This is a genomic window from Sulfitobacter sp. 1A13368 (assembly GCF_043557275.1).
Classification (GTDB): Bacteria; Pseudomonadota; Alphaproteobacteria; order Rhodobacterales; family Rhodobacteraceae; genus Sulfitobacter; species Sulfitobacter faviae.
Genome location: NZ_JBIFFR010000006.1, coordinates 66952 through 88414 on the forward strand (window position 1 = coordinate 66952; position 21463 = coordinate 88414).

At 63.8% G+C, this 21463-nt stretch carries 23 protein-coding genes and 1 tRNA gene; 3 read left to right on the forward strand and 21 right to left on the reverse strand.

Features of this window, described 5'->3' with window-relative positions; all coding sequences use genetic code 11:
- Window positions 1-36 precede the first annotated feature (36 nt).
- The 12 genes from ACGYK4_RS13030 to ACGYK4_RS13085 form a co-directional block, all read right to left on the reverse strand.
- Complete coding sequence (locus ACGYK4_RS13030) at window positions 37-804, reverse strand: oxepin-CoA hydrolase, alternative type (protein ID WP_394456903.1); 768 nt, start codon at window positions 802-804, stop codon at window positions 37-39.
- Window positions 801-1208, reverse strand: coding sequence for a PaaI family thioesterase (locus ACGYK4_RS13035; protein WP_271689050.1), 408 nt, complete (start codon window positions 1206-1208; stop codon window positions 801-803). The genes ACGYK4_RS13030 and ACGYK4_RS13035 overlap by 4 nt, the downstream gene beginning before the upstream one ends.
- Window positions 1189-2322: an acyl-CoA dehydrogenase family protein gene (locus ACGYK4_RS13040; protein WP_394456905.1), complete on the reverse strand. Its 1134-nt coding sequence runs from the start codon at window positions 2320-2322 to the stop codon at window positions 1189-1191. Before ACGYK4_RS13040 ends, ACGYK4_RS13035 begins: the two co-directional genes overlap by 20 nt.
- Window positions 2319-3518, reverse strand: coding sequence for an acyl-CoA dehydrogenase family protein (locus ACGYK4_RS13045; RefSeq protein WP_394456907.1), 1200 nt, complete (start codon window positions 3516-3518; stop codon window positions 2319-2321). The genes ACGYK4_RS13040 and ACGYK4_RS13045 overlap by 4 nt, the downstream gene beginning before the upstream one ends.
- An 11-nt stretch (window positions 3519-3529) precedes the next feature.
- A complete protein-coding gene (locus tag ACGYK4_RS13050; protein ID WP_394456909.1) occupies window positions 3530-4705 on the reverse strand; it encodes an acetyl-CoA C-acyltransferase in 1176 nt (391 codons plus the stop codon).
- A complete protein-coding gene (locus ACGYK4_RS13055) occupies window positions 4702-6798 on the reverse strand; it encodes a 3-hydroxyacyl-CoA dehydrogenase NAD-binding domain-containing protein (RefSeq protein WP_394433218.1) in 2097 nt (698 codons plus the stop codon). The genes ACGYK4_RS13050 and ACGYK4_RS13055 overlap by 4 nt, the downstream gene beginning before the upstream one ends.
- Window positions 6799-6815: 17 nt before the next feature.
- Window positions 6816-7604: an IclR family transcriptional regulator gene (locus tag ACGYK4_RS13060; RefSeq protein WP_394433216.1), complete on the reverse strand. Its 789-nt coding sequence runs from the start codon at window positions 7602-7604 to the stop codon at window positions 6816-6818.
- Complete coding sequence (locus ACGYK4_RS13065) at window positions 7601-8941, reverse strand: TRAP transporter large permease (RefSeq protein WP_394433214.1); 1341 nt, start codon at window positions 8939-8941, stop codon at window positions 7601-7603. The genes ACGYK4_RS13060 and ACGYK4_RS13065 overlap by 4 nt, the downstream gene beginning before the upstream one ends.
- Complete coding sequence (locus tag ACGYK4_RS13070) at window positions 8941-9474, reverse strand: TRAP transporter small permease (RefSeq protein WP_067267049.1); 534 nt, start codon at window positions 9472-9474, stop codon at window positions 8941-8943. Before ACGYK4_RS13070 ends, ACGYK4_RS13065 begins: the two co-directional genes overlap by 1 nt.
- Before the next feature lie 26 nt (window positions 9475-9500).
- Window positions 9501-10556 carry a C4-dicarboxylate TRAP transporter substrate-binding protein gene (locus tag ACGYK4_RS13075; protein ID WP_322329047.1) on the reverse strand — a complete coding sequence of 352 codons (1056 nt, stop codon included), beginning with the start codon at window positions 10554-10556 and terminating at the stop codon, window positions 9501-9503.
- 267 nt (window positions 10557-10823) lie between these two features.
- Window positions 10824-11594, reverse strand: coding sequence for an MBL fold metallo-hydrolase (locus ACGYK4_RS13080; protein WP_394456910.1), 771 nt, complete (start codon window positions 11592-11594; stop codon window positions 10824-10826).
- A gap of 80 nt (window positions 11595-11674) precedes the next feature.
- The gene (locus tag ACGYK4_RS13085; protein ID WP_394456912.1) at window positions 11675-12505 is read right to left on the reverse strand and encodes a 3-keto-5-aminohexanoate cleavage protein; all 831 of its coding nucleotides are present in this window, start codon (window positions 12503-12505) and stop codon (window positions 11675-11677) included.
- Between the two features lie 147 nt (window positions 12506-12652).
- Between ACGYK4_RS13085 and ACGYK4_RS13090 the strand changes: the two genes are divergently transcribed.
- Window positions 12653-13120 (forward strand): REP-associated tyrosine transposase, encoded by a 468-nt coding sequence (locus ACGYK4_RS13090; RefSeq protein ID WP_394456914.1) that lies wholly within the window; start codon window positions 12653-12655, stop codon window positions 13118-13120.
- A 147-nt stretch (window positions 13121-13267) separates the two neighbouring features.
- On the opposite strand, the gene lepA is transcribed toward ACGYK4_RS13090, so the two are convergent.
- Window positions 13268-15070 carry a translation elongation factor 4 gene (gene lepA / locus ACGYK4_RS13095; RefSeq protein ID WP_394456916.1) on the reverse strand — a complete coding sequence of 601 codons (1803 nt, stop codon included), beginning with the start codon at window positions 15068-15070 and terminating at the stop codon, window positions 13268-13270.
- 215 nt (window positions 15071-15285) lie between these two features.
- Here lepA and ACGYK4_RS13100 point away from each other — a divergent pair, with 215 nt between their 5' ends.
- Window positions 15286-15648 carry a hypothetical protein gene (locus ACGYK4_RS13100; protein ID WP_067266603.1) on the forward strand — a complete coding sequence of 121 codons (363 nt, stop codon included), beginning with the start codon at window positions 15286-15288 and terminating at the stop codon, window positions 15646-15648.
- A 4-nt stretch (window positions 15649-15652) separates the two neighbouring features.
- Here ACGYK4_RS13100 and ACGYK4_RS13105 read toward each other — a convergent pair whose 3' ends face one another.
- The 7 genes from ACGYK4_RS13105 to ACGYK4_RS13135 form a co-directional block, all read right to left on the reverse strand.
- Window positions 15653-16114 (reverse strand): low molecular weight phosphatase family protein, encoded by a 462-nt coding sequence (locus ACGYK4_RS13105; protein WP_394456918.1) that lies wholly within the window; start codon window positions 16112-16114, stop codon window positions 15653-15655.
- Window positions 16115-16618 carry a UPF0262 family protein gene (locus ACGYK4_RS13110; protein ID WP_269451601.1) on the reverse strand — a complete coding sequence of 168 codons (504 nt, stop codon included), beginning with the start codon at window positions 16616-16618 and terminating at the stop codon, window positions 16115-16117.
- 149 nt (window positions 16619-16767) lie between these two features.
- Window positions 16768-18069 (reverse strand): histidinol dehydrogenase, encoded by a 1302-nt coding sequence (gene hisD, locus ACGYK4_RS13115; RefSeq protein ID WP_394456920.1) that lies wholly within the window; start codon window positions 18067-18069, stop codon window positions 16768-16770.
- Window positions 18070-18119: 50 nt separating this feature from the next.
- On the reverse strand, window positions 18120-18449 hold the full coding sequence (locus tag ACGYK4_RS13120; protein WP_394433197.1) for a hypothetical protein: 330 nt from the start codon (window positions 18447-18449) through the stop codon (window positions 18120-18122).
- Between the two features lie 30 nt (window positions 18450-18479).
- Window positions 18480-18950 (reverse strand): DUF2948 family protein, encoded by a 471-nt coding sequence (locus ACGYK4_RS13125; protein WP_067266611.1) that lies wholly within the window; start codon window positions 18948-18950, stop codon window positions 18480-18482.
- A complete protein-coding gene (gene murA / locus ACGYK4_RS13130) occupies window positions 18947-20218 on the reverse strand; it encodes a UDP-N-acetylglucosamine 1-carboxyvinyltransferase (protein WP_394412355.1) in 1272 nt (423 codons plus the stop codon). Before murA ends, ACGYK4_RS13125 begins: the two co-directional genes overlap by 4 nt.
- Window positions 20219-20221: 3 nt before the next feature.
- Entirely contained in the window at window positions 20222-20398 is a 177-nt protein-coding gene (locus ACGYK4_RS13135; protein ID WP_168612795.1) for a hypothetical protein, read from the reverse strand.
- 85 nt (window positions 20399-20483) lie between these two features.
- Between ACGYK4_RS13135 and ACGYK4_RS13140 the strand changes: the two genes are divergently transcribed.
- Window positions 20484-20558 (forward strand) — tRNA-Thr (locus tag ACGYK4_RS13140).
- A 259-nt stretch (window positions 20559-20817) separates the two neighbouring features.
- On the opposite strand, the gene ACGYK4_RS13145 is transcribed toward ACGYK4_RS13140, so the two are convergent.
- Complete coding sequence (locus ACGYK4_RS13145; protein WP_394456922.1) at window positions 20818-21339, reverse strand: superoxide dismutase family protein; 522 nt, start codon at window positions 21337-21339, stop codon at window positions 20818-20820.
- Window positions 21340-21463: the final 124 nt, after the last annotated feature.

Genomic DNA, 21463 nt, shown 5'->3' on the forward strand with positions numbered 1-21463 from the left:
TAATAGCGGCCCCCTCCTCCGGCAGCCGCCGCCCGGCTAGAACCGGGGCTTTCGTTTCTCCAAAAAGGCCGCGATGCCCTCGGCGGCTTCGTCGCCGCCCGCGGCGCGGGCCATGGCGTTGCGCTCGGCGTCGAGCTGCGCGGCTTCGTCGGTCTCATAGGCCTGCCCGACCAAGGCCCGGATCGTGGCTTGCGCGTCGCGCGGGCCCGCGGCCAGCGTGTCTGCCAGCATCAGCGCCTCATCGAGCGCGCGGCCGTTGGGGCAGATGCGGTTCACCGCGCCCAGTTCGGCAAAGCGCATGGCCATGACGGGGCGGCCCAGCAGACACATCTCCATCGCCAAGGGCCGCGGCAGCAGCCGGGCAAGCGACGCGGTGAGGCCTGCGTCGGGCACCAGACCGGCCTTGACGTAGGCGGCGGTGAACTGCGCGTCCTCGCAGGCCACGATCATGTCGCAGGCCAGCGCCAGTGACAGGCCCGCACCGGCGGCACCGCCCTCGACGGCGGCGATGACGGGGACCGGGCAGGCGCGGATCGACCGCACCAGATCATGCAGGGCATCGACCCGCTCACGCCGGACTTCCTCGGTCAGCTTGCGGCGTTCGATCAGCACGTTGAGGTCGCCCCCGGCGCAGAAGAACCGCCCCTCGGAGGTCAGGATCACCGCGCGGATGCGCGGCTCTTCGGCCAGTCGCATCGCCTCGGCGATGGCGTCGTAGAGCGCGGGCGTCAGCGCGCCGCGTTTCTCGGCGTTACCGTTCCAGACGATCAGCCGGTCGCCGCGGTCCTCGATACATGCGCTCATGTCTTGGCCCTCTTGAATACGCCGGTGGCGCGCGACAGCAGGCGGCCTTCGGCATCGTGCAACTGCGCCTCGGCGTAGAGAATCTTGAAGCCCCCGCCGGTGACGCGCCCCGTGGCGACAATCTGCCCTTCGCGGACCGCGCCGATGTAATCGGTGGTCAGCGAAAGCGTCAGCATCGGCACGAAGGGCCCGCTCATCGCGCAGTGCCGCGCGCAGGCGAAACCGGCGGCAACGTCAAGCATCAGCGTATGCAGCCCGCCGTGCAGCACGCCCGAAACATTCAGGTGCTGCGGGCCGAGATCAAGCGTCACGCGGGTGCTGCCATCGGGGTTCGACAGGTCGGGGGTAAACCCGATCAGCTGCTGAACCCCGCTGGTCGGTGCATCATGCGGCGGATAGTGCAATGAACCGCTCCAGATGATGGTCGACATCGCCAAAGCGGTGGTCCGCCATGGTGATGCGCTTGGCGATATGCGCCAGTTCGTACTCCTGCGTCATGGCGATGCCGCCATGCATCTGGATCGTGTCCTCTGCAACCAGACGGCCAACGCGGCCCATCAGGTTCTTCGCCGCCGAGACGTGACGCTCGCGGCTGGCGCGGTCATCTTCCAGATGGCCCGCCGCGTTGATCACCGCCGAGCGCGCCTGTTCGAGGTCGATGAGCAGGTCCGCCATGCGGTGCGCCAGCGCCTGAAAGCTGCCGATCGGGCGGCCGAACTGCTTGCGGGTGCCAAGGTACTCGCGCGTGAGGTCGCAAGCGGTCTCCATCGCGCCCAGCGTTTCGGCGCAGAGCGCGGCGGTGGCCATGGCGTTGCGTGTCTCGATGGCGTCAAACGCCTTGCCCGGCGCGCCCAGACGGGCGCTTTCCGGCAGGGTCACGTCGTCCAGCGTCACCTCGGCGGCGCGGCCACCGGCCAAGAGCGCATAGCCGGTTACCGAAAGCCCCTTGGCATCGGCGGGCACGAGGAAGAGCGAGATGCCATCGCGATCCCCCGCCTCGCCGTTTTCGCGGGCGGAGACGACGAGCATGTCGGCGGCCTCGGCATTGGCCACCACGGCTTTGCGACCGCTGAGCACGATCTGGTCGCCGTTTTGCGTGGCCGAAGTGGTGACGCGCTCGAGGTCATAGCGGCTGCCCGGTTCGCCATGGGCGAAGGCGAGTTGCAGCGCGCCGCCGATCAGTTGCTCGATATGCTCCTGCTGTTCTTCGTTCCCGAGGTCGGCGATCAGCCCCCCGGCCAGCACGGCGCTCTCCAGAAGCGGTTCGACCACCCCGGCGCGGCCCAGCTCTTCGAAGACCACGGCGAGGTCGAAACCGGCACCGCCGAAACCGCCCTGCTCTTCTGTGAAAAGCGCCCCGATCACGCCCAGTTCGGCCAGACCTTCCCAGATCTCGGTCGAATAGCCGGTCTCGCTCTCAAGGATGCGGTTGCGGGTCTCGGTGTCGTATTTGTCGCGCAGGAACCGCCCCAGGCTGTCCTGCAGCATCTGGCGTTCATCGGTCAGGTCGAAATTCATTTGCTACCTCCCAGCATGGTCTTGGCGATGATCCCACGCTGGATCTCGTTGGAGCCGCCGAAGATCGACAGCTTGCGGTTGTTGAAATATTGCGCGGCCACGGGACCCGCGTCATTGGGATCGGGCAGCGCGTCGTTGCTGCCTGCCACCGCTTCCGAGGCAAAGGGCATGGCGTAGACCCCGGCGGCGCGGCGCGCCAGATCGTTGATCTCCTGCCGGATGATCGTGCCTTTGACTTTCAGCATGGAGCTTTCCACGCCCGGCGCCTGCCCTGCGGCGGCTTTCGAGATGATCCGCAGGTTGGTCGTCGCCATCGCCATCAGGTCAATCTCGGCCTGCGCCACACGGGCGGCGAAATGCGGGTTCTCGATCAGCGGTCGGCCTCCGGCCATCTCGGATTTGGCGATGCGTTTCACCGCCGCCAGACCGGCTTGGGAGAAGCCCACCCCCGCGATGTTGGTACGCTCATGGGTCAGCAGGTACTTGGCGTAGGTCCAGCCCTTGTCCTCTTCGCCGACGAGGTTCTCGGCGGGCACTTTCACGTTGTCGAAGAAGACCTCGTTCACCTCGGCGCCGCCATCCAGCAGAATGATCGGGCGCACGGTGATGCCCGGCGTGTCCATGTCGATCAGCAGGAAGGAGATGCCCTCTTGCTGCTTCACCTCCTTGTTCGTCCGCACGAGGCAGAAGATCATGTTGGCGTGCTGGCCCAGCGTGGTCCATGTCTTCTGACCGTTGACGATGTAATGATCGCCGTCCTTCACCGCGGTGGTCTTCAGCGAGGCGAGGTCGGAGCCTGCGCCCGGCTCGGAATAGCCCTGACACCACCAGTCTTCACCCGACAGGATGCGCGGCAGCCAGTAGTCCTGCTGCTCTTTCGAGCCGAACTTCTGCAGCACTGGCGCCAGCATCGACAGGCCGAAGGGCACGATGCGCGGCGCGTGGTGGGCGGCGGCTTCTTCCTCGAAGATGTGACGCTGCACGGCGTTCCACGCCGCCCCGCCGAACTCCTTGGGCCAGTTGGTCGCGAGCCAGCCCTGTTCGTTCAGGATCGCGTGCCAGCGCTCGTGGTCGTCCTTGGTCAGCTCCTGCCCGCGGCGCACCTTCTCGGAGAGCTCTTTCGGCAGTTTCTCGGCGAGGAATTGACGCACCTCCTCGCGGAAGGCGCGTTCTTCGTCTGTATAGCTCAGGTCCATCTCGGCCCCCTTTAGTAGATTTCGAAGAGGCCAGCCGCCCCCATGCCGCCGCCGATGCACATCGTCACGACGCCGAGTTTCGCGCCGCGGCGGTGGCCTTCGCGCAGGATGTGGCCGGTCATCCGCGCCCCGGTCATGCCGAAGGGGTGACCGATAGCGATGGAGCCACCGTTCACGTTGCACTTGTCCGGGTCGATGCCCAGTCGGTCGCGGCAGTAAAGCGCCTGGCTCGCGAAAGCCTCGTTCAACTCCCAGATGTCGATGTCGTCGACGCTGAGGCCGTGGCGTTCCAGCAAGCGCGGCACGGCAAAGACCGGGCCGATGCCCATCTCGTCAGGCTCGCAGCCCGCGACGGCGAAGCCGCGGAAGGCGCCCATGGCCTGAAGGCCCTGCTGCTCCGCCTCTTTGCTGTCCATCAGCACCAGTGCTGCGGCACCGTCCGACAGTTGGCTGGCGTTACCGGCGGTGATGAAGGCCCCCTCGCCGCGCACGGGGGTGAGGCCCGCGAGCCCCTCCATCGTGGTGTTCGGGCGGTTGCATTCGTCGCGGTCCACGGTGACCTCGCGGGTGGAGATCTCCTTGGTTTCCTTGTCCTGCACGCCCATGGTGGTCTGCATCGGCACGATCTCGTCGTCGAAGAGACCGGCCTCCTGCGCCTTGGCGATCAGCTGCTGGCTGCGCAGACCGTAGGCGTCCTGATCCTCGCGGCTGATGTTGTAGCGTTTGGCCACGATGTCGGCGGTGTCGATCATCGCCATGTAGACCTCGGGCTTGTGCTCTTCCAGCCAAGGCTCCTTGACCGATTTCACATGCGGCTGGATCAGCGAAATGCTCTCGACCCCGCCCGCGACCATCGGGCCTGCGCCCTCCATGCAGATGGCATTGGCGGCCATGGCGACGGTCTGCAAGCCGGACGAGCAGAAGCGGTTCACGGTCACGCCCGAGGCGGTGACCGGCAGGCCCGCGCGCAGGGCGATCTGACGCGCGATGTTCGAGCCGGTGGCCCCTTCGGGGTAGCCGCAGCCGATCATCACGTCCTCGATGGCCGAAGGCTCCACGCCCGAACGTTTCACGGCCTCGGCGACCACATGGCCGCCCATGGTGGCACCGTGGGTCATGTTGAATGACCCGCGGAAGGATTTGGCCAGCCCGGTGCGGACGGCAGAGACGATTACGGCCTGTTTCATTTGGCAGCTTCCTTGTTCAGATCATCAAAGTTGCGGTTGGTCTTGACCAGTTCGGCCAGCAGTGGTGCGGGCTTCCAGAACCACGGGTCCTGCTCGGCGAAGCCTTCGATTGCCGAGAGCACGTTGGGCAGGCCCTGAATGTCGGCCCATTTCATCGGGCCGCCCCAGTAGCGCGGGAAGCCGTAGCCGAAGAGCAGGGTCATATCGATGTCGAGCGGGCGTTTCGCGATGCCTTCTTCCAGCACTTTCGCGGCCTCGTTGACCATGGCGCACATGTAGCGGCGCACGATCTCGGCGTCGGTGAACTCGCGCGGGGTGATGCCGCGTTCCTTCTGCTCTTCCTCGATCAGGCGGGTGACTTCCGGGTTCGGCGTGCCGCCGCGCTTGCCCTTCTCGTAGATGTAGTAACCCTCGCCGGTCTTCTGGCCGAAATGGCCCTGTTCGCAAAGCCGGTCGATGTAGGTCGGCACCCGCTCCTCGGGGTGGCGCGTGGCGGCCTTGCGCTTGCGCGTGGCCCAGCCGATGTCGAGACCGGCGAGGTCGGCCACGGCGAAGGGGCCCATGGCGAAGCCGAATTTCTCCAGCGCCGCGTCGATCTTGTAGGGGCTGGCGCCGTCCAACACCATGTGGTCCGCCGCGGTGCGGTAGGTGGCGAGGATGCGGTTGCCGATGAAGCCGTCGCAGACACCTGCGCGGACAGAGACCTTGCCCAGTGCCTTGCCAAGCGCGAAGCCAGTGGCGACCACGTCTTTCGCGGTCTTGTTGGCGACGACGACCTCGAGCAGTTTCATCACATGCGCGGGCGAGAAGAAGTGCAGCCCGATCACGTCCTCGGGGCGCTTAGTGCTGGCGGCGATCTCGTTCACGTCCAGATAGGAGGTGTTGGAGGCCAGCACGCAGCCCGGTTTGCAGACCGCGTCGAGCTTGCCGAAGACTTTCTTTTTCACGTCCATGTCCTCGAAGACCGCCTCAACCACCAGATCGACATCCCGCAGGCTGTCGTATTCGGTAGAGACGGTGAGCGCTTGGCCGGTCAGATGATCGAACTTCGCCTGATCGATCTTGCCGCGCTTCAACGCGCCGGCGAGGTTGCCGGAGATACGGTCATGCGCGGCCTTAGCGGCCTCGTCCTTCATCTCGATCAGCACGACCGAGAAACCCGAGAGCAGCGCCGCCGTGGCGATGCCAGCGCCCATGGTGCCGCCGCCGATCACGCCGATGGCTTTCAGCTCGCGCGGCTCGACGCCCTTGAGTTCCGGCAGGTTGCTGACGGCGCGTTCCGAGAAGAACGCGTGGATCATGCCCTGACGCTGGTCGGTGTTCATCAGTTCCGAGAAGATGCGGCGCTCGGCTTTCATGCCCTCCTCGAAGGGTTTCTCGACGCCCGCCTGCACGGCCCGCACGGCCTCGGCGGGGGAAATCTGGCCGCGGCCCTTCTTCAGCGTCGCCTCATAGGCGGCGTCCCAGTCGATGGGCGCGGGCGCGGGCATCTCGCAGATCGGACGGCGCTCGGCACCGCTGTCGAGCAACTCGCGGACGTAGGCAAGGCCAACCTCCTGCGGATCGCCCTCCTCCACGCGGTCGACGATGCCCATCTCCAGCGCCTGCGGTGCCTTGATGTGGCGGCCCGTGGTGATGGCGTCGAGCGCAGGTTCCACGCCGATCAGACGCGGCAGACGCTGGGTGCCGCCAGCGCCGGGAATGAGGCCGAGGTGCACTTCCGGCAGGCCCACGCGGGCCGAGGGCTGGGCGATGCGGTAATGCGCCGAGAGCGCGACCTCGAGACCGCCGCCGAGGCTCACGCCATGCATGGAGGCCACGACCAGAAGCGGCGAGGCTTCGATCCGGTTGCAGAGATCGGGCAGGAAGGGCTCCATCGGCGGTTTGCCGAACTCGGTAATGTCTGCCCCCGCGATAAAGGCACGTCCCTCGCCCACGATCATCACAGCGCGCACGCCGTCTTCGGCCTCGGCGCGGTCCATGCCGTCCGCCAGCCCCTGCCGCACGGCTTGGCTCAGCGCGTTGACGGGCGGGTTTTCGATGCGCAGCACGACGATGTCGTCATGGCGGGAATAGGCGATCTTGTCGGTCATGTGATGTCTCCTTGTCTTTATCCGCGCCGCGACAGGGCGGGCGCCCGTCCGGTGCGTTGTTCGATGCCGCTGACCACGTCGCGCAGGGCTGGCCCCACTTGTGACAGAATGCGGTCGTCGGGCAAGTCCGCCGGCAGCGCGCCGCAGCTAAAGGACACCGGCTCTCCGAACTCACCGGCGTAATAGGGCACGCTGACCGCGTTTACATTCCGGGCATAGCGGGTGTCAGGCGGGGCCAGCACAAAGCCCTGCGCCAGCAGTTGCTCATAGCCCTCACGGCGGAAATCGCGCAGCCGGTCATTGGGTTCCAACGCTTCGAAACGGTCTTCGTCAAGGCTGGCCAGCGTGGCCAGACCCGAGGAGGAGCCATAGACCGGAATGCGGTGCCCCGGCTCCAGCCAGATCGTCGAGGCCGTGCGCGGTCGCCACGTGCGTACCAGCATCATCCGATCACCATCGCGCACGGCGATCAACGCCAGCGTGCGGGTCTCATCCGCCAGTTCCTGCATCGCATCCGACGCCATATCCACGAAGCTCACCGCGACAGAGGCGACGGAGCCGAGCGCAATGGCCGCGGGCCCAAGCCGAAACTTGTCGTTGCGCCCGCCATGGGCCAGATACCCCAGCTCGCACAGCGTATAGGTCAGCCGCGAGACGGTGGGTTTCGGCAGCCCCGTCCGCTCAGCGATCTGAGCATGGCTTAGCCCGCTATCGCTGGCGCGAAAGGCCCGCAGAATGCCAAGCCCCCGCGCCAGCGTATTGGCGAACTTGCGGTCCGTGCCGGTATCGGATGCCGCCTGATTCATCGCGCCGCCATCGGGATCAGGAGCGAGATCGTCGGGAAGGACATGATCAGGATCAGCACGATCACGTCGACGCTGAGAAAGCGCGTGATCCCGGCAAAGATCTTGTCGATCGGCGCTTCACGGCCCACCACGTTGGCGATGACGAAGACGTTGAGGCCGACGGGCGGGGTGATCAGGCCGATCTCCAGCAGCTTGATGACCACGACGCCGAACCAGATGAGGTTTAGGTCATAGCTTTCGACCAGCGGGATCATCAGCGGCAGAGTCAGCACCATGATGCCAATGGGATCAAGGAACATGCCCAAGAGCAGGTAGATCAGCGCAATGCAAAGCATCAGCACCACCAGCGACATCTGCGCGTCTGAGACGAACCCAACGATGGTGCCCGCGACGCCCGTCAGCGCGACGAAGGCCACAAAGATCTTGGCACTGGCAGCGATGAGGAAGATGGCGGAGGTCTGCACGCAGGTCTCTTTCACCGCAGCCCAGAGGCCCGCCCAGTCGAGCTTCTTCTGCGCAAAACCGATCAGCGTGGCAGAGACGACGCAGACAGCTGCGGCCTCGGTCGCGGTGAAGATGCCGCCGTAGATGCCGCCGATGATGAGCACGAAGAGCAGCAGCGCGGGCCAGCTTTCGAGCGCTGCGGTCCAACGCTCCCCCGCGCTGTAGCGCTGGGCGGTCGAGGGGGCGACCGATGGATCGCGCCAGACCCAAACGGCGATGACCAGCACGAAGCCCATCAGCGTCAGCAGCCCCGGCAGAACACCGGCGAGGAAGAGCGAGGAGATCGAGGTCTCGGTGAAGATGCCGTAGATGATGAAGAGCACCGAAGGCGGAATGAGCGAACCCAGCGTACCCCCCGCCGCGACCGAGGCGGTGGCGAGGCGCGGGTCATAGCCCATGCGCAGCATCTCGGGCGTGCAGATCTTGCCCATGGTCGAGGCGCAGGCGATGGACGAGCCGGTGATCGCGGAAAACCCGCCGCAGCCCATGACCGAAGCCATAGCCACCCCGCCCGGCAGCTTGGTCAGCCAGACCTTGGCGGCGTGGTAGATTTTCGTCGTGATATCAGCGCGATAGGCGATATGTCCAAGCGCCACGAAGAGCGGGATCATCGACAGATCGTAGGAATGGATGAGGTCGAAGGAGTTCGAGAACACCATCGAAGTGGTCGCTTTGATCGCGCGCTCGGGCATGAAAGTCCCGGTGCGGAAGGCGAAGATAAAGAAGGTGGCGACGGTCGCGACCGAGGCCAGTGTAAAGGCGATTGGCACCCGCAGGGCCAGCATGATCAGTACCGCGGCAAAGGCGATCATTCCGATGGTCGAAGCATCCATTAGCGCAAGTCCTCTTCAACCATAAGGTCAGCCGCGTGATGTTGCTCATCCGAGACGACGCCGCCCGCAAGCACGGTGCGCCCGTCGCGCCATGTCAGCTCGGCCAGCCGCAAGAAAGTGGCGATCATCCCGATCAGGAACAACAACCGCCCCGGCCACTTGGGCAGGTTCAGGTCGCCATAGAAAAAGCTCCCCTTCTCCACCACGGAGAGGAATTCACGCCCGCCGGAATAGATCAGCGGCGCCAGCGCCAGCATCCCGATGGCAGAGCCTGCAACGATCAGCACCGAGCGTGCGCGTTCCGGGAAACGGTCGGTCACGAAGGCGACCGAGACATGCGCACGGGCCGCGGTGGCGGCGGCGAGGGGCAGCAGGATGGCGGCGACCATGAGCTCTCGCACCATGGTCACGCTATCGGGCACCTGACTGGCAAAGAGCGCGCGGGCGATCACGTTGGAGGTGATCAACACCCCCAAGGCGATCACCGCCAAGGCCCCCAGCCCCAACAGGATTTTCTCCAGATTTACCAACATATGCTGCCCCTCCCCAGTGTCAGCGATCAGTTACCAGCGGCGTCCCATGGGTAGCCGTTGGCGTCACGCTCTTCGGTGTATTTGGCGATGAGCGCCTTATACTCTTCCAGCAGTTCCTCACCCGGCAGACCGGCGGAGCTTGCCGTTTGCACCCATTCGTCAAGGAACTTCTCACCGGCTTTGACCAGTTTCGCGCGGTCCTCTTCGGGCAGGGTGATGACCTCGACGCCCTGCTCTTTCATGGAGGCGATGGCCTTTTCGTTTGCGGTGGTGATCAGACGACCGAATTCATCGGCCATATCCGCGCCAACCTCGGCCAGCGTCTCCTGCTGCTCTTCGGTCAGGCTGTCGTGCATGTCCTTGTTCATGAAGATGCCAAGGCCGCCGACCTGACCCCAGTCGAGGATCGTGTAGCTGTCCATCACCTCGGCCTGTTTCAGCGCCGCCACGGCATAGCTGTAGCCCTGCGAGCAGTCGATCAGCCCGGTGTCGAGCCCTTGGTAGGCGTCGTAGATCGACATGTTGACCATATTCGCGCCCTCCTCGCCAAAGACCTTGCCGTAAGCGCCCACGCCGCGGACCTTCTTGCCCGAGATATCGTCGACGGATTTGATCGCGCCGCCCTTGCAGCCGATGTTCACCTGAGAGGTGGTCCAAGTGCCGATGTAGACGAGGTTCTTCTCGGCGAGGTCTTCTTGAATGGCTTCGTTGCTGCGCATCAGCTCATCGGTGGCGCGCATGCCGACCCAAGCGTCGGGGTTGTTCACCGGCAGGTCGGCGATGCCGTAGCCCGCCATCTCTTGCGGGTAGTAGACCGCGATGACCGAGCCGGTGTCGGCCACGCCATCGGCCAGCGATTGCACGGCGGCATTGGCTTTGAACAGCGCCCCGCCCCACTGGATGTCGAGGCGCATATCGCCATCGGACCGTTCGGCGACCTGATCGGCGAACCACTGCAACGCCTGCGCGCGCGCACCGCGGTTCGGCCCGGCTTCCCCATGAATCAAAACGGTTTCAGCGCTTACCGCGCCACCAGCCAGCGCCAGAGCTGCGGCGCAGCTCAGGTGTTTGAAAATTGTCATGTCGGCTCCTCCCAGAGACTTGTTTCGCAATGCGAACCGTTGTTTCGCATTTGTCGCAGGTCACGCTAGTCCGCGGACCGAAGGCGATCAAGCGAAACTTCGGCTAAAGGCAGGGAGAGCGGTTAGGCTATTGAATTTGTTAAGGGAAAATTTCCCGAAGGATGGTGCAGGCGCGGAACAGCCCCACTCCATCCCGGAATCGGCTGCTCCGATCGAGCGGCCTGTAGCAAAGGCGGCCACGCCCGCACAGGACGTGGCCGTTGAACTTTAATACCAGTCGCCGAATTTGACCTCGACATCAGTGCCGACGCGTTTGGCGAACTCTTGCGGGTCTTGGGTGCCGCCGTCTTTACCCCGGAAGTGATAGGGGTAGACGTAAGCGGGCTTGAACTCGGCCACCGCCGAGGCGGCGGCGTTGGAATCCATGGTGAAGGGCAGGTTCATGCAAACGAAAGCCAGCGAGATATCGGTCAGCCCGCGCATCTCGGGCGTGTCTTCGGTATCGCCCGAGATATAGACGCGGAAGCCGTCGAAGCCGAGGATATAGCCGTTGTCGCGCCCCTCGGGGTGGAACTTCTTGCGCTCTTCGGTGGTGTTATAGGCCTGGATCGCGTTGATCGGCAGGCCATTGAACTCGGTATTCTCGCCATTGGCGATTTTGCTGGCCTTGGCGGCAAGCGCTTCGGGCAGCATGTCGAACACCGCGGGGTTGGTGATGATCTGCACGTCATCGCCTGCCAGTGCGGCCAGCGTATCGGCATTGTAGTGATCACCATGCTCATGGGTGATGAGGATCAGATCCGCCGCCCGGAAATCGCTGTATTGCGCGGGCTCGCCCACCGGATCGACATAGATCACGCCCTTTGGCGTCTCCAACACGATGGAGGCGTGGTCGACGGGGTGCACGGTGATCGGGCCTGCGTCGGTGTCGAAGGTATCACCGCTCTGCGTGGCGGCGCGGGCAGCGAAAGGCAGCAGCGTCACGACGCCAGCGGCGGCGGCGGAGGTGGCAAGGAAATGGCGGCGGGTCTGGGACATTTCAGGCTCCTGTTGGTTGCTGGAACGGGACATAGCGGCCCCGCCCCGCATTTCAACGCGGCACCCGCAATGCGGCAAGCCTAGGCCGGGCGGAGGCCGAGAATTTCACGCGCTTGTGTAGCCGTGGCGACCGGACGCTCGTATTTCGCGCAGAGATCCGCCGCCCGCTGGATCAGCGCCGCGTTCGAGGGCGCCAGCGTATCGCGATCAAGGCGCACGTTATCCTCAAGCCCCGCGCGGGTGTGGCCGCCCGCCGCGATGGCCCATTCGTTCAGCACGATCTGGTTCGGCCCGATCCCGGCGGCACACCACTGCGCATCGGGCGCGAGGCGGTTCAGCGTCTTGATGTAGAAATCAAAGGTCTCACGGTCCACCGGCATGGCGTTTTTCACGCCCATGACGAATTGCACATAGAGCTGGCCGGGAATGCGCCCGTCGCGGTTCATCTCGGCGGCCTTGTGGATGTGGCTGAGGTCAAAGGCCTCGATCTCGGGCTTGATCTCGTAAGTTTTCATCTCCGAGGCCAGCCAATCGACCAATTCCGGCGGGTTCTCGTAGACGCGCGTCGGGAAGTTGTTGGACCCGACCGAGAGCGAGGCCATGTCGGGCCTGAGCGAGAGCATCCCGCCCCGCTCCCGCCCCGCGCCCGAACGCCCGCCGGTGGAGAACTGGATGATCATGCCGGGGCAGTGCTTTTGCACGCCCTCCATCAACCGCGCGAACCTCTCGGGGTCCGAGGACGGGGTCTCGTCGTCGTTGCGCACATGGGCGTGGCAGATCGAGGCACCGGCCTCGAAGGCCGCGTGAGTCGACTCGACCTGCTCGGCGATCGAGATCGGCACGGCGGGGTTGGCGGCTTTGGTGGGAACGGAGCCGGTGATGGCGACGCAGAGGATGCAGGGGGTGGTCATGGGTGGTGATCCTGTAGTGTTTGGTGCTCAGGGTCGCATATGGCGGGGGCGGTGTACACTGGTTGGGAAGGTTCAGACGCTGCCAAACCCCGAGGGGTTTGGCATGAGGTTTACCATTCCTTTACCACTTCGCAGCAACCTCCACGGATGTCCTCCTATCGCCGTCCCCGCATCGCCGGTGCGACCATCTTCTTCACCGTCAACTTAGCCGACCGCCGGTCGGACATTCTGGTCCGGCATGTAGATTTTCTGCGCACTGCGATACGCCAAACCAAGGCAGAACGGCCGTTCCGGATCGACGCCTTCGTGGTGCTGCCGGATCATCTACATTGCGTTTGGACCCTGCCCTCCGGCGACTGCGATTACTCGCTGCGCTGGCGATTGATCAAGGCGCGGTTTTCAAGGGTCTTGCCAAAAGGCGCAACGCGGTCGAGCCATGACAGGCGCGGCGAACGCGGCCTTTGGCAGCGCCGCTTCTGGGAGCACCACATTCGGGATCGACGCGACTTCGACGCGCATGTCGGGTATTGTTGGAACAATCCCGTCAAGCACGGCTACGTCGAAAAACCAGAAGATTGGCGCTTGTCGTCCATCCACCGAAATGCGGCCCCGTAGGGTGCGTGGTCCCCACGCACCCTTGTATGCGAGGCGGCGCGTGCTTTGACGGTGTTCTTTGCGGGCGGTGACATGGTTTGAAAGGTGCGTGCGGAGCACGCACCCTACGGGTGGTTTTGGGGACCGCGCACCGAAAAATGGCCAGCTTTAGCTGTCCATTTTCAGTGCGGAAATAAACGCCTCCTGCGGGATATCCACTTTCCCGAACTGGCGCATCTTCTTCTTACCGGCCTTCTGCTTCTCCAGCAGCTTCTTCTTCCGCGTGGCGTCGCCGCCGTAACACTTCGCCGTCACGTCCTTACGCATCGCCGAGAGCGTCTCGCGCGCGATGACCTTGCCGCCGATGGCCGCCTGGATCGGAATCTTGAACATGTGGCGCGGGATCAGGTCTTTCAGCTTTTCAACCATCGCCCGGCCACGCATCTCGGCGCGGTCACGGTGCACCATAGTTGAGAGCGCGTCGACGGGTTCATCGTTCACGAGGATCTGCATCTTGACCAGATTGTCTTGCCGATAGCCGATCATCTGGTAATCGAAGCTGGCGTAGCCCTTGGTAACGGACTTGAGCCGATCGTAGAAGTCAAACACCACCTCATTGAGCGGCAGGTCGTAAACCACCATGGCGCGCGAGCCCGCATAAGTCAGGTCTTCCTGAATGCCGCGGCGGTCTTGGCAGAGCTTCAGCACGTCGCCGAGGTAGTCGTCGGGCACGAGGATCGTGGCCTTGATGCGCGGCTCCTCCATATGGTCAACCAGCGTCATGTCGGGCATGTCGGCGGGGTTGTGCAGCTCCTGCATCTCCCCGTCCTTCATGTGGACGTGGTAGATCACCGAGGGCGCGGTGGTGATGAGGTCGATGTCATACTCGCGCTCAAGCCGGTCGCGGATCACCTCGAGGTGCAAAAGGCCAAGGAAACCGCAGCGGAAGCCGAAGCCAAGCGCGGCGGAGGTCTCCATCTCATAGGTGAAGGAGGCGTCGTTCAAGGCGAGTTTCTCGATCGCCTCGCGCATGTCCTCGAAATCGTTGGCGTCGACCGGGAAGAGGCCACAGAAGACCACCGGCACCGAGGGTTTGAAGCCCGGCAGCGCGGTTTCGCATTTGCGTTTCTCATGGGTGATCGTGTCGCCGACGCGGGTGTCGCGGACCTGTTTGATCGAGGCGTTGAGATAGCCGATCTCGCCGGGGCCGAGACTGTCGACGCCGACCATCTTGGGCCGGTAGACGCCCACATCGTCCACGTCATAGGTGCCGCCGGTTTTCATCATGCGGATGCGGTCGCCCTTTTTCAGGGTGCCGTCGATAATACGGACGATACAAATGACGCCGAGGTATTGGTCATACTTACTGTCCACCAGCATCGCTTTCAGCGGCGCGTCGGGGTCGCCGCCCTTGGGCGCGGGCAGTTTGTTGACGATCGCTTCCAGCACGTCGGGAATGCCGACGCCGGTCTTGGCAGAGATCAGGCAGGCATCGGAGGCGTCGATGCCGATCACGTCTTCAATCTGTTCGCGTACGCGGTCGGGGTCAGAGGCGGGCAGGTCGACCTTGTTCAGCACCGGCACGATCTCATGATCCGCATCGATGGCGGTATAGACGTTGGCCAACGTCTGCGCCTCAACGCCTTGTGTGGCGTCGACGACCAGAAGCGAGCCTTCGACCGCATGCATGGAGCGCGCGACTTCATAGGCGAAGTCGACGTGTCCGGGCGTGTCGATCAGGTTCAACACATAGGTCTTGCCGTCTTTCGCCGGGTATTCGATGCGGACGGTGTTCGCCTTGATGGTGATGCCCCGCTCCCGCTCGATATCCATGTTATCCAGAAGCTGGCTTTGCATGTCGCGTTCAGCGACCGTGCCGGTGAGTTGGATCAACCGGTCGGCCAGCGTGGATTTGCCGTGGTCGATATGCGCCACGATGGAGAAGTTGCGGATGTTTTCAAGCGGTGTCATGCAAGGGGATATGGCGCAGAGCCGCGCCTGCGTCAATTGGCCATGAACGCGCCCATGCCCCCTGCCCGCACGTCACGGCGCTTTATCGCGGGTCAAAGGGCGCAGCCCCCCAAAGGAGAATTGCGCGAAGCCCCCTTTTGCGGCATAATGACGGGCAGAGCAGATCGGGCCGACAAGGGGGAAAACCCCATGGTCCAGAACAATAGGGCAAATCAATGCGGACAGTTGCAAGTTTGATGGCGCTCGCCATCTTGGCGGGTTGTGGCGGCACACGTTATTCCAGCGATGCCGCCGTAGGACGTTTCTCCCCCACACCGGTTCTTTTCGCCACGGGGCCGATCCAAAAGGCCTGTCTGGCCGATGGGCGCCGCGGCTCCAGCCATGCGCGCTGCGGCTGCGTGCAGGCGGTGGCGGATCAGACGCTGTCGCGCTCGGACCAGCGCCAGGGTGCCAAGATTTTCCGCGACCCGCACCGTTTGCAGGAAATGCGCCAATCCGACAACAAAAGCGAGAACGCTTTCTGGAGCACATGGAAAGCCTTCGGCCAAAGCGCCGCGGCGGCCTGTTCCAACACCTGATTGCTCAGTCTTGGCTGAGCGGCTGGCCAAAACGGTCAATGAGCCGTCCGACGATTTGATCGCGGGCGGCGCGAAACTGGGTGAGCTTGGCCTCGCGCCCCTCGCCCAGCCCGGTGGGGTCAAGGATCGGCCAATATTCCACGTCGAGATGATAGAACCGCGTCAGTTCCAGCGCCCGGCGCTGGCTGGCAGGGCTAAGCGCGATCACAAGGTCAAATGACCCCAGATCGTCGCCCCATTCCTCCATCTCGTCGAAACTGCGGCTGCGGTGGCGGTCGAGCTCCACCTCCAGCTCTCTGCATACGGCGATAGAGAAGCCGTCAATCTCTATATCGTTCTTGACGCCGACGGATTGGACATAGGTGCCGGTGCCGTAGAACTTCTTCATCAACCCCTCGGCCATGGGGGAGCGGACGGCGTTATGATCGCAGCAGAAGAGAACGGATTGAGGCAGCACCTGCGTCATTTATCCGCCGAAATGCAGAACGCAGATCAGGGTAAATAGCCGCCGCGCGGTGTCGGTGTCGATCTCGGCCTTGCCCGAGAGCCGCTCTTGCAGCACGCGGGAGCCTTCGTTGTGGATGCCGCGCCGGGCCATGTCGATCGTCTCGATCTGGCTGGGGGGCAGCTTCTTGACCGCTTCGAAATAGCTTTCGCAGATTTGGAAGTAATCCTTCACCACCTGCCGGAAGGGGCCGAGGGAGAGGTGAAATTCCGCTGCCTTTTCAGCCGCCTCGGTCTGCACATCAAAGACTAGACGTTTGTCGCGGATGGAGAGGGACAGATGGTAAGGCCCTTCGGGCACCGGCCCCTTTTCGCGTTCGGGCAGGATGAAACTGTTCTCTTCCAGCAGATCGAACATGGCCACCTTACGCTCCTGATCGATCTCGGGCGTGGGGGGCGGCATGTTCGCGTCATCAAGCGCGATATGGGTGATGCGGGTCATCGGCGCATCCTTTTTGCTGGCGATACCCTTTCGTGGATAGCGCAGCGGTGGGGAGGGGGCAATGCGCGAGAACACGCGCGCCCGCGATTGCGCCCCGTCAGCGCATTTGACGATACGTCAGAAGCATCGGCAAGACCGAGAGCGCGCAGGCGGGGGCAGCGCTGCCCCCTGCCCTAGTCGTTGAGTTTGCGCAGACGCGCGGTGACCGACAGGCCGTGCGCCTCAAGGCTTTCGGACTGGGCCAGTCGCTCTGCCGCAGGGCCGATGGCCTTGAGCGCCTCGGGCGACATCTGCGCCAGCGTCGTCCGCTTCATGAAATCCAGCACAGACAGGCCAGAGGAGAAACGCGCCGAGCGCGCCGTGGGCAGAACGTGGTTCGGCCCGCCGACGTAATCGCCAATCGCCTCGGGCGTCCATTGGCCGAGGAAGATCGCCCCAGCGTGGGTGATCTTGTCCGACAGCGCCTTCGGGTCCGCCACGCAAAGCTCAAGGTGCTCGGGCGCAATGCGGTTGCTGAGGGCGGTGGCGGCGTCGAGGTCCGGCACGGTGATGATCGCCCCATTGTCGCGCCAGCTTGCACCTGCGATGGCGCGGCGTTCGAGGGTGAGCAGACGTTTCTCAACCGCCTTTTCCACAGCGTGGGCAAAGGCAGGGTCAGTGGTGATCAGGATGCTCTGCGCACTCTCGTCATGTTCGGCTTGGCTGAGCAGATCGAGGGCGATGAAATCGGGATCATTCTCTCCATCAGCGATGACAAGGATCTCGGATGGCCCCGCGATCATGTCGATGCCGACCTTGCCAAAAACGCGGCGTTTGGCGGCGGCGACGAAAGCGTTGCCGGGGCCGGTGATCTTGTCCACCGGGGGGATCGTTTCAGTGCCATAGGCCAGCGCCGCCACGGCCTGCGCGCCGCCGATGCGGTAAATCTCATCCACCCCGGCGATGCGGGCGGCCAGCAGTACAAGCGGGTTCAGCACGCCATCGGGCGTCGGTACGACCATGGCCAGACGGGCCACTCCCGCCACTTTGGCCGGGACCGCGTTCATCAGCACCGAGGATGGGTAGCTTGCCAACCCGCCCGGCACATAGAGCCCCGCGGCGGAAACCGGTGTCCAGCGCCAGCCCAAAGTCGCGCCGTCGGGATCGGTCCACTCCGCATCCTCGGGCAATTGCCGGGCGTGATAGGCGCGGATGCGGTCGGCGGCGAGTTCCAGCGCCTTGCGGTCTTCGGGAGAGACTTCGGCCACGGCGGCGTCGACCTCTTCCGCGCTGATGCGCAGGGTCTCGGCGGTCAGGGTCACGCGGTCGAATTTCTGCGACAGGTCGATCACGGCGGCATCGCCACGGGCGCGCACATCGGCAATGATCTCGGCCACCACGGCATCGACATCGGGGCTGTCCTCGCGCTTGGCGTTTAGCAGTTTGTCAAAAGCCGCTTCGAAATCGGCAGCGGAGGCATCGAGCGTGACGGGCATGGGTTCAAGCTTTCGTAGAGGGGCCGCCGCGCAGGGCTGGCCTGAAAATGTTAAGACGCCTGCGGGCGGCGCAGGCTCGGCTCGGCCCGCAGGCCCGCGGTTTTAGAGGTGGCAGCGGGGGCGGAGCGCTGCGCCAGTCGCATGGCGCGGGTGTCTTGGGCATTGTCGAAGATCGCACGCGCCACCTGCGCCACCAAAATGGCGGAGAGACCACCCGAGACCAACGCGAGCGGCACCACCAAAGTCGCGAGCGAGAGCGACGCGATGAGTTGCACCGCGCCCAAGGCGCAGCCCAAGAGGATCAGCGCCCAACCGGACATCTCGGTCAACAGCGCGGTGATCCGGCCCCGGGTAAATCTATTCTGTTTCAGTTCAGGCATCTTGCGATCCTTGCCCGCCATGCGGCGGCGTCACTCAGGGTGAACGGGCCGTTTCTTGGACGGGGCGACATAGGGGCGGGTCACATCCTTGAGCGTCACCTCAAGCGCTTCGACCTCCAACCGGATCGCGCCATCGCCAGCCAATGTCAGCGTCACATGGCCGGACGGCGCGTCGCCCTCTTCAAAAGCGATGTCGAGCAGCGACAGAATCGTATCGGCATCGCCCTGCGGCACACCTTGGCTGGCAACACGCTGCACGTTGTTGAACATCAGCACCGATTGCACCCGCTCGGGCGCGTGACGCGCCGCCCCCGTATCCTCATGCCGCAAGCGGTTCAGCAGCAGCGCGAAACGCGCGCCCGCGCGGTGCCAGCGCATTTCCGAGGCGGGGAAAACCGCATCCTGCGTCAGCGAGGCGATTACCGTCAGATCCTCGGCATCCAAAGCGCCCAGGTTCAACGGCGCTTCGCGGCCATCTTCGAAACGTGCATCTTCGGTCATTTGTCACTGATCCTTTCGATATCCGCCCCAACGCCGCGCAGTTTGGAGACCACATGCTCATAGCCGCGATCAAGGTGGTAGACCCGGCTGACCGTGGTCTCTCCAGTGGCGGCCAACCCGGCAAGAATGAGGGAAATCGACGCCCGCAGATCGGTCGCCATAACCGGCGCCCCTTTGAGCTTTTCGACCCCGGTGACCTTGGCCGTACCCCCCTGCACATCAATCCGCGCGCCCATGCGGATCAGCTCCGGCGCGTGCATGAAGCGATTCTCGAAAATCTTTTCTTCCAGAACCGAGGTGCCTTCGGCGGTGCAGAGCAGCGCCATCATTTGCGCCTGAAGATCGGTCGGGAAACCGGGGAACGGCTCGGTGGTGACATCCACCGCCGAAATCCGCCCGTTACGCCGTGCGACCTTGAGACCCGCATCAGTCTCACTCACGTCGATGCCCGCCGCGTCGAGCTTTTCGCAAAACGCCTCCAGCAGGTCGATTCGCCCGCCCAGAAGCTCGACCTCACCGCCGCAGAAGGCGGGGGCCAGCATATAGGTGCCAAGCTCGATCCGGTCGGTCACGACCTTATGGGTGGCGCCATGCAGGCTGTCGACGCCCTGAATGGTGATGCTGGAGGTGCCATCGCCTTCGATCTGCGCGCCCATGGCCCGCAGACAATCCGCCAGATCGACGATCTCGGGCTCGCGCGCGGCGTTGTTGATGACGGTGGTGCCCTTGGCAAGGGTCGCGGCCATCAAGATATTCTCGGTCGCCCCGACAGAGGCGAAGGGGAAATCGATCACCGCCCCCTTCAGTTTACCGCCCGCGGCCTTGGCATGAAGATAGCCGTCCCGCAGGTCGATCTCTGCCCCCATCTTGGCCAGACCGTCGGTGTGAATGTCCATTGGGCGCGCACCAATCGCGCAGCCGCCGGGGAGCGAGACTTCGGCATGGCCTTCCCGCGCCAAAAGCGGCCCCAAGACCAGATTCGACGCGCGCATCTTGCGCACGATGTCATATTCCGCGCGCGTGTTGATCTCCCCATGGCTCGCCATGGTGATGACCTTGCCGTCCTGCATCGCGGCCACTTCGGCGCCCAGAGACTGCAAAAGCTGCGTCATCGTGCGAATATCGCTCAGACGCGGCGCATTGGTCAGCGTCAGCGGCTCTTCGCTCAGCAATGTGGCGGGCATCAGCGCCAGACAGGCGTTTTTAGCACCCGCGATGGGAATTTGCCCGTTGAGCGCACCGCCGCCCCTGACCAGAATGGAATCCATCGTTCAGCTGTCCTTTTCCGGCCCCTCGGGGCCATTGCCTGTATCCTGCGCCACATCCTCGGCCCGCGCGCGCGCCTGCGCCTTGCGCCGCGCCATATTCGCCTTGAGCGCAGCCTTCAGCCGCGCCTCCCGCGCAGAGGGTGTTTTCGCGTTCTTTTCCGGGGCGTTTTGCTTTGCCATGCCGCCTATCTAGCGCAGGGGGCAAGAAGGGTCCAGATCAGGGGTTGCGCCCCCTTTCGATTGCGGCTAATCACCCGCCCACGGCGCTGCTGTAGCTCAGAGGTAGAGCACTCCCTTGGTAAGGGAGAGGTCGAGAGTTCAATTCTCTCCAGCAGCACCATTAATCTTCCTTTTTTCCAGATATGTAACGTCTAGCACGAGCGCCGGTCTCTCGACTTACGCCCGACGCTACGCGTCAGTCTGAGTACGAGAGTTCAATTCTCTCCAGCAGCACCATGAAACTACTCTTAGTTATCGAAATACCCCCGCGAGAGTGCCGCTCGTTTCTTTAGAGCCAACGCTACACGCCTATCCTATACATCGAATCGACACCCCCGCTCCGACAACCCGAGACGGAGGCGCCGAAAATTCACATCCAATCACGACGCCTCAAACACGCCGCACGCAATACGCGAACCCGCGTCGCCCGAAGGCTGCGATTCGTAGTCGTCTGCGCCGCTGTGGATGATGAAGGCCGCACCGTCATCATCTTTGATCATGGTCTCAATATCGAGCAGGTCGAGGAAGACTTCGGCTTCCAGCACCCCATCTTCACCCACGACCATATTGGGCATATCACCGGGATGCGGCCCACCTTCGACGAGCACACCGTGCTTGCGGTCCCCCGCGATATGGCCACCGGCGGATTTGAAATCCTCCGCCGAACAATCACCGGTCTCATGCAAGTGCACGCCGTGGGTGCCCGCGGGCACGCCGGTCACGTCGATCCTGACCAAAGTGCGGCCCGACGCAGTCGTGTTCAGCGAAACATTGCCCGAAATATCGTTCGAATTCCCCGCGACCTGGGCCGTCGCAGCCGTTTGCATAGGGTTTTCGGCCTGCGCCGCCACGGCGCCTGTTGTGGCCAAAGCGGCCCCGAGTAGGATATTGCGCAGATACATGGCTTCCTCCTTTGGGTTATATGTCCGATGACGGCTCAACCCACCCGGCCCGCGTCGGGTTCCTCTTGATGCAGGGCGAGGCTTGCCCCTATAAGCGGCCGAGTGCTCCCTTAGCTCAGCTGGA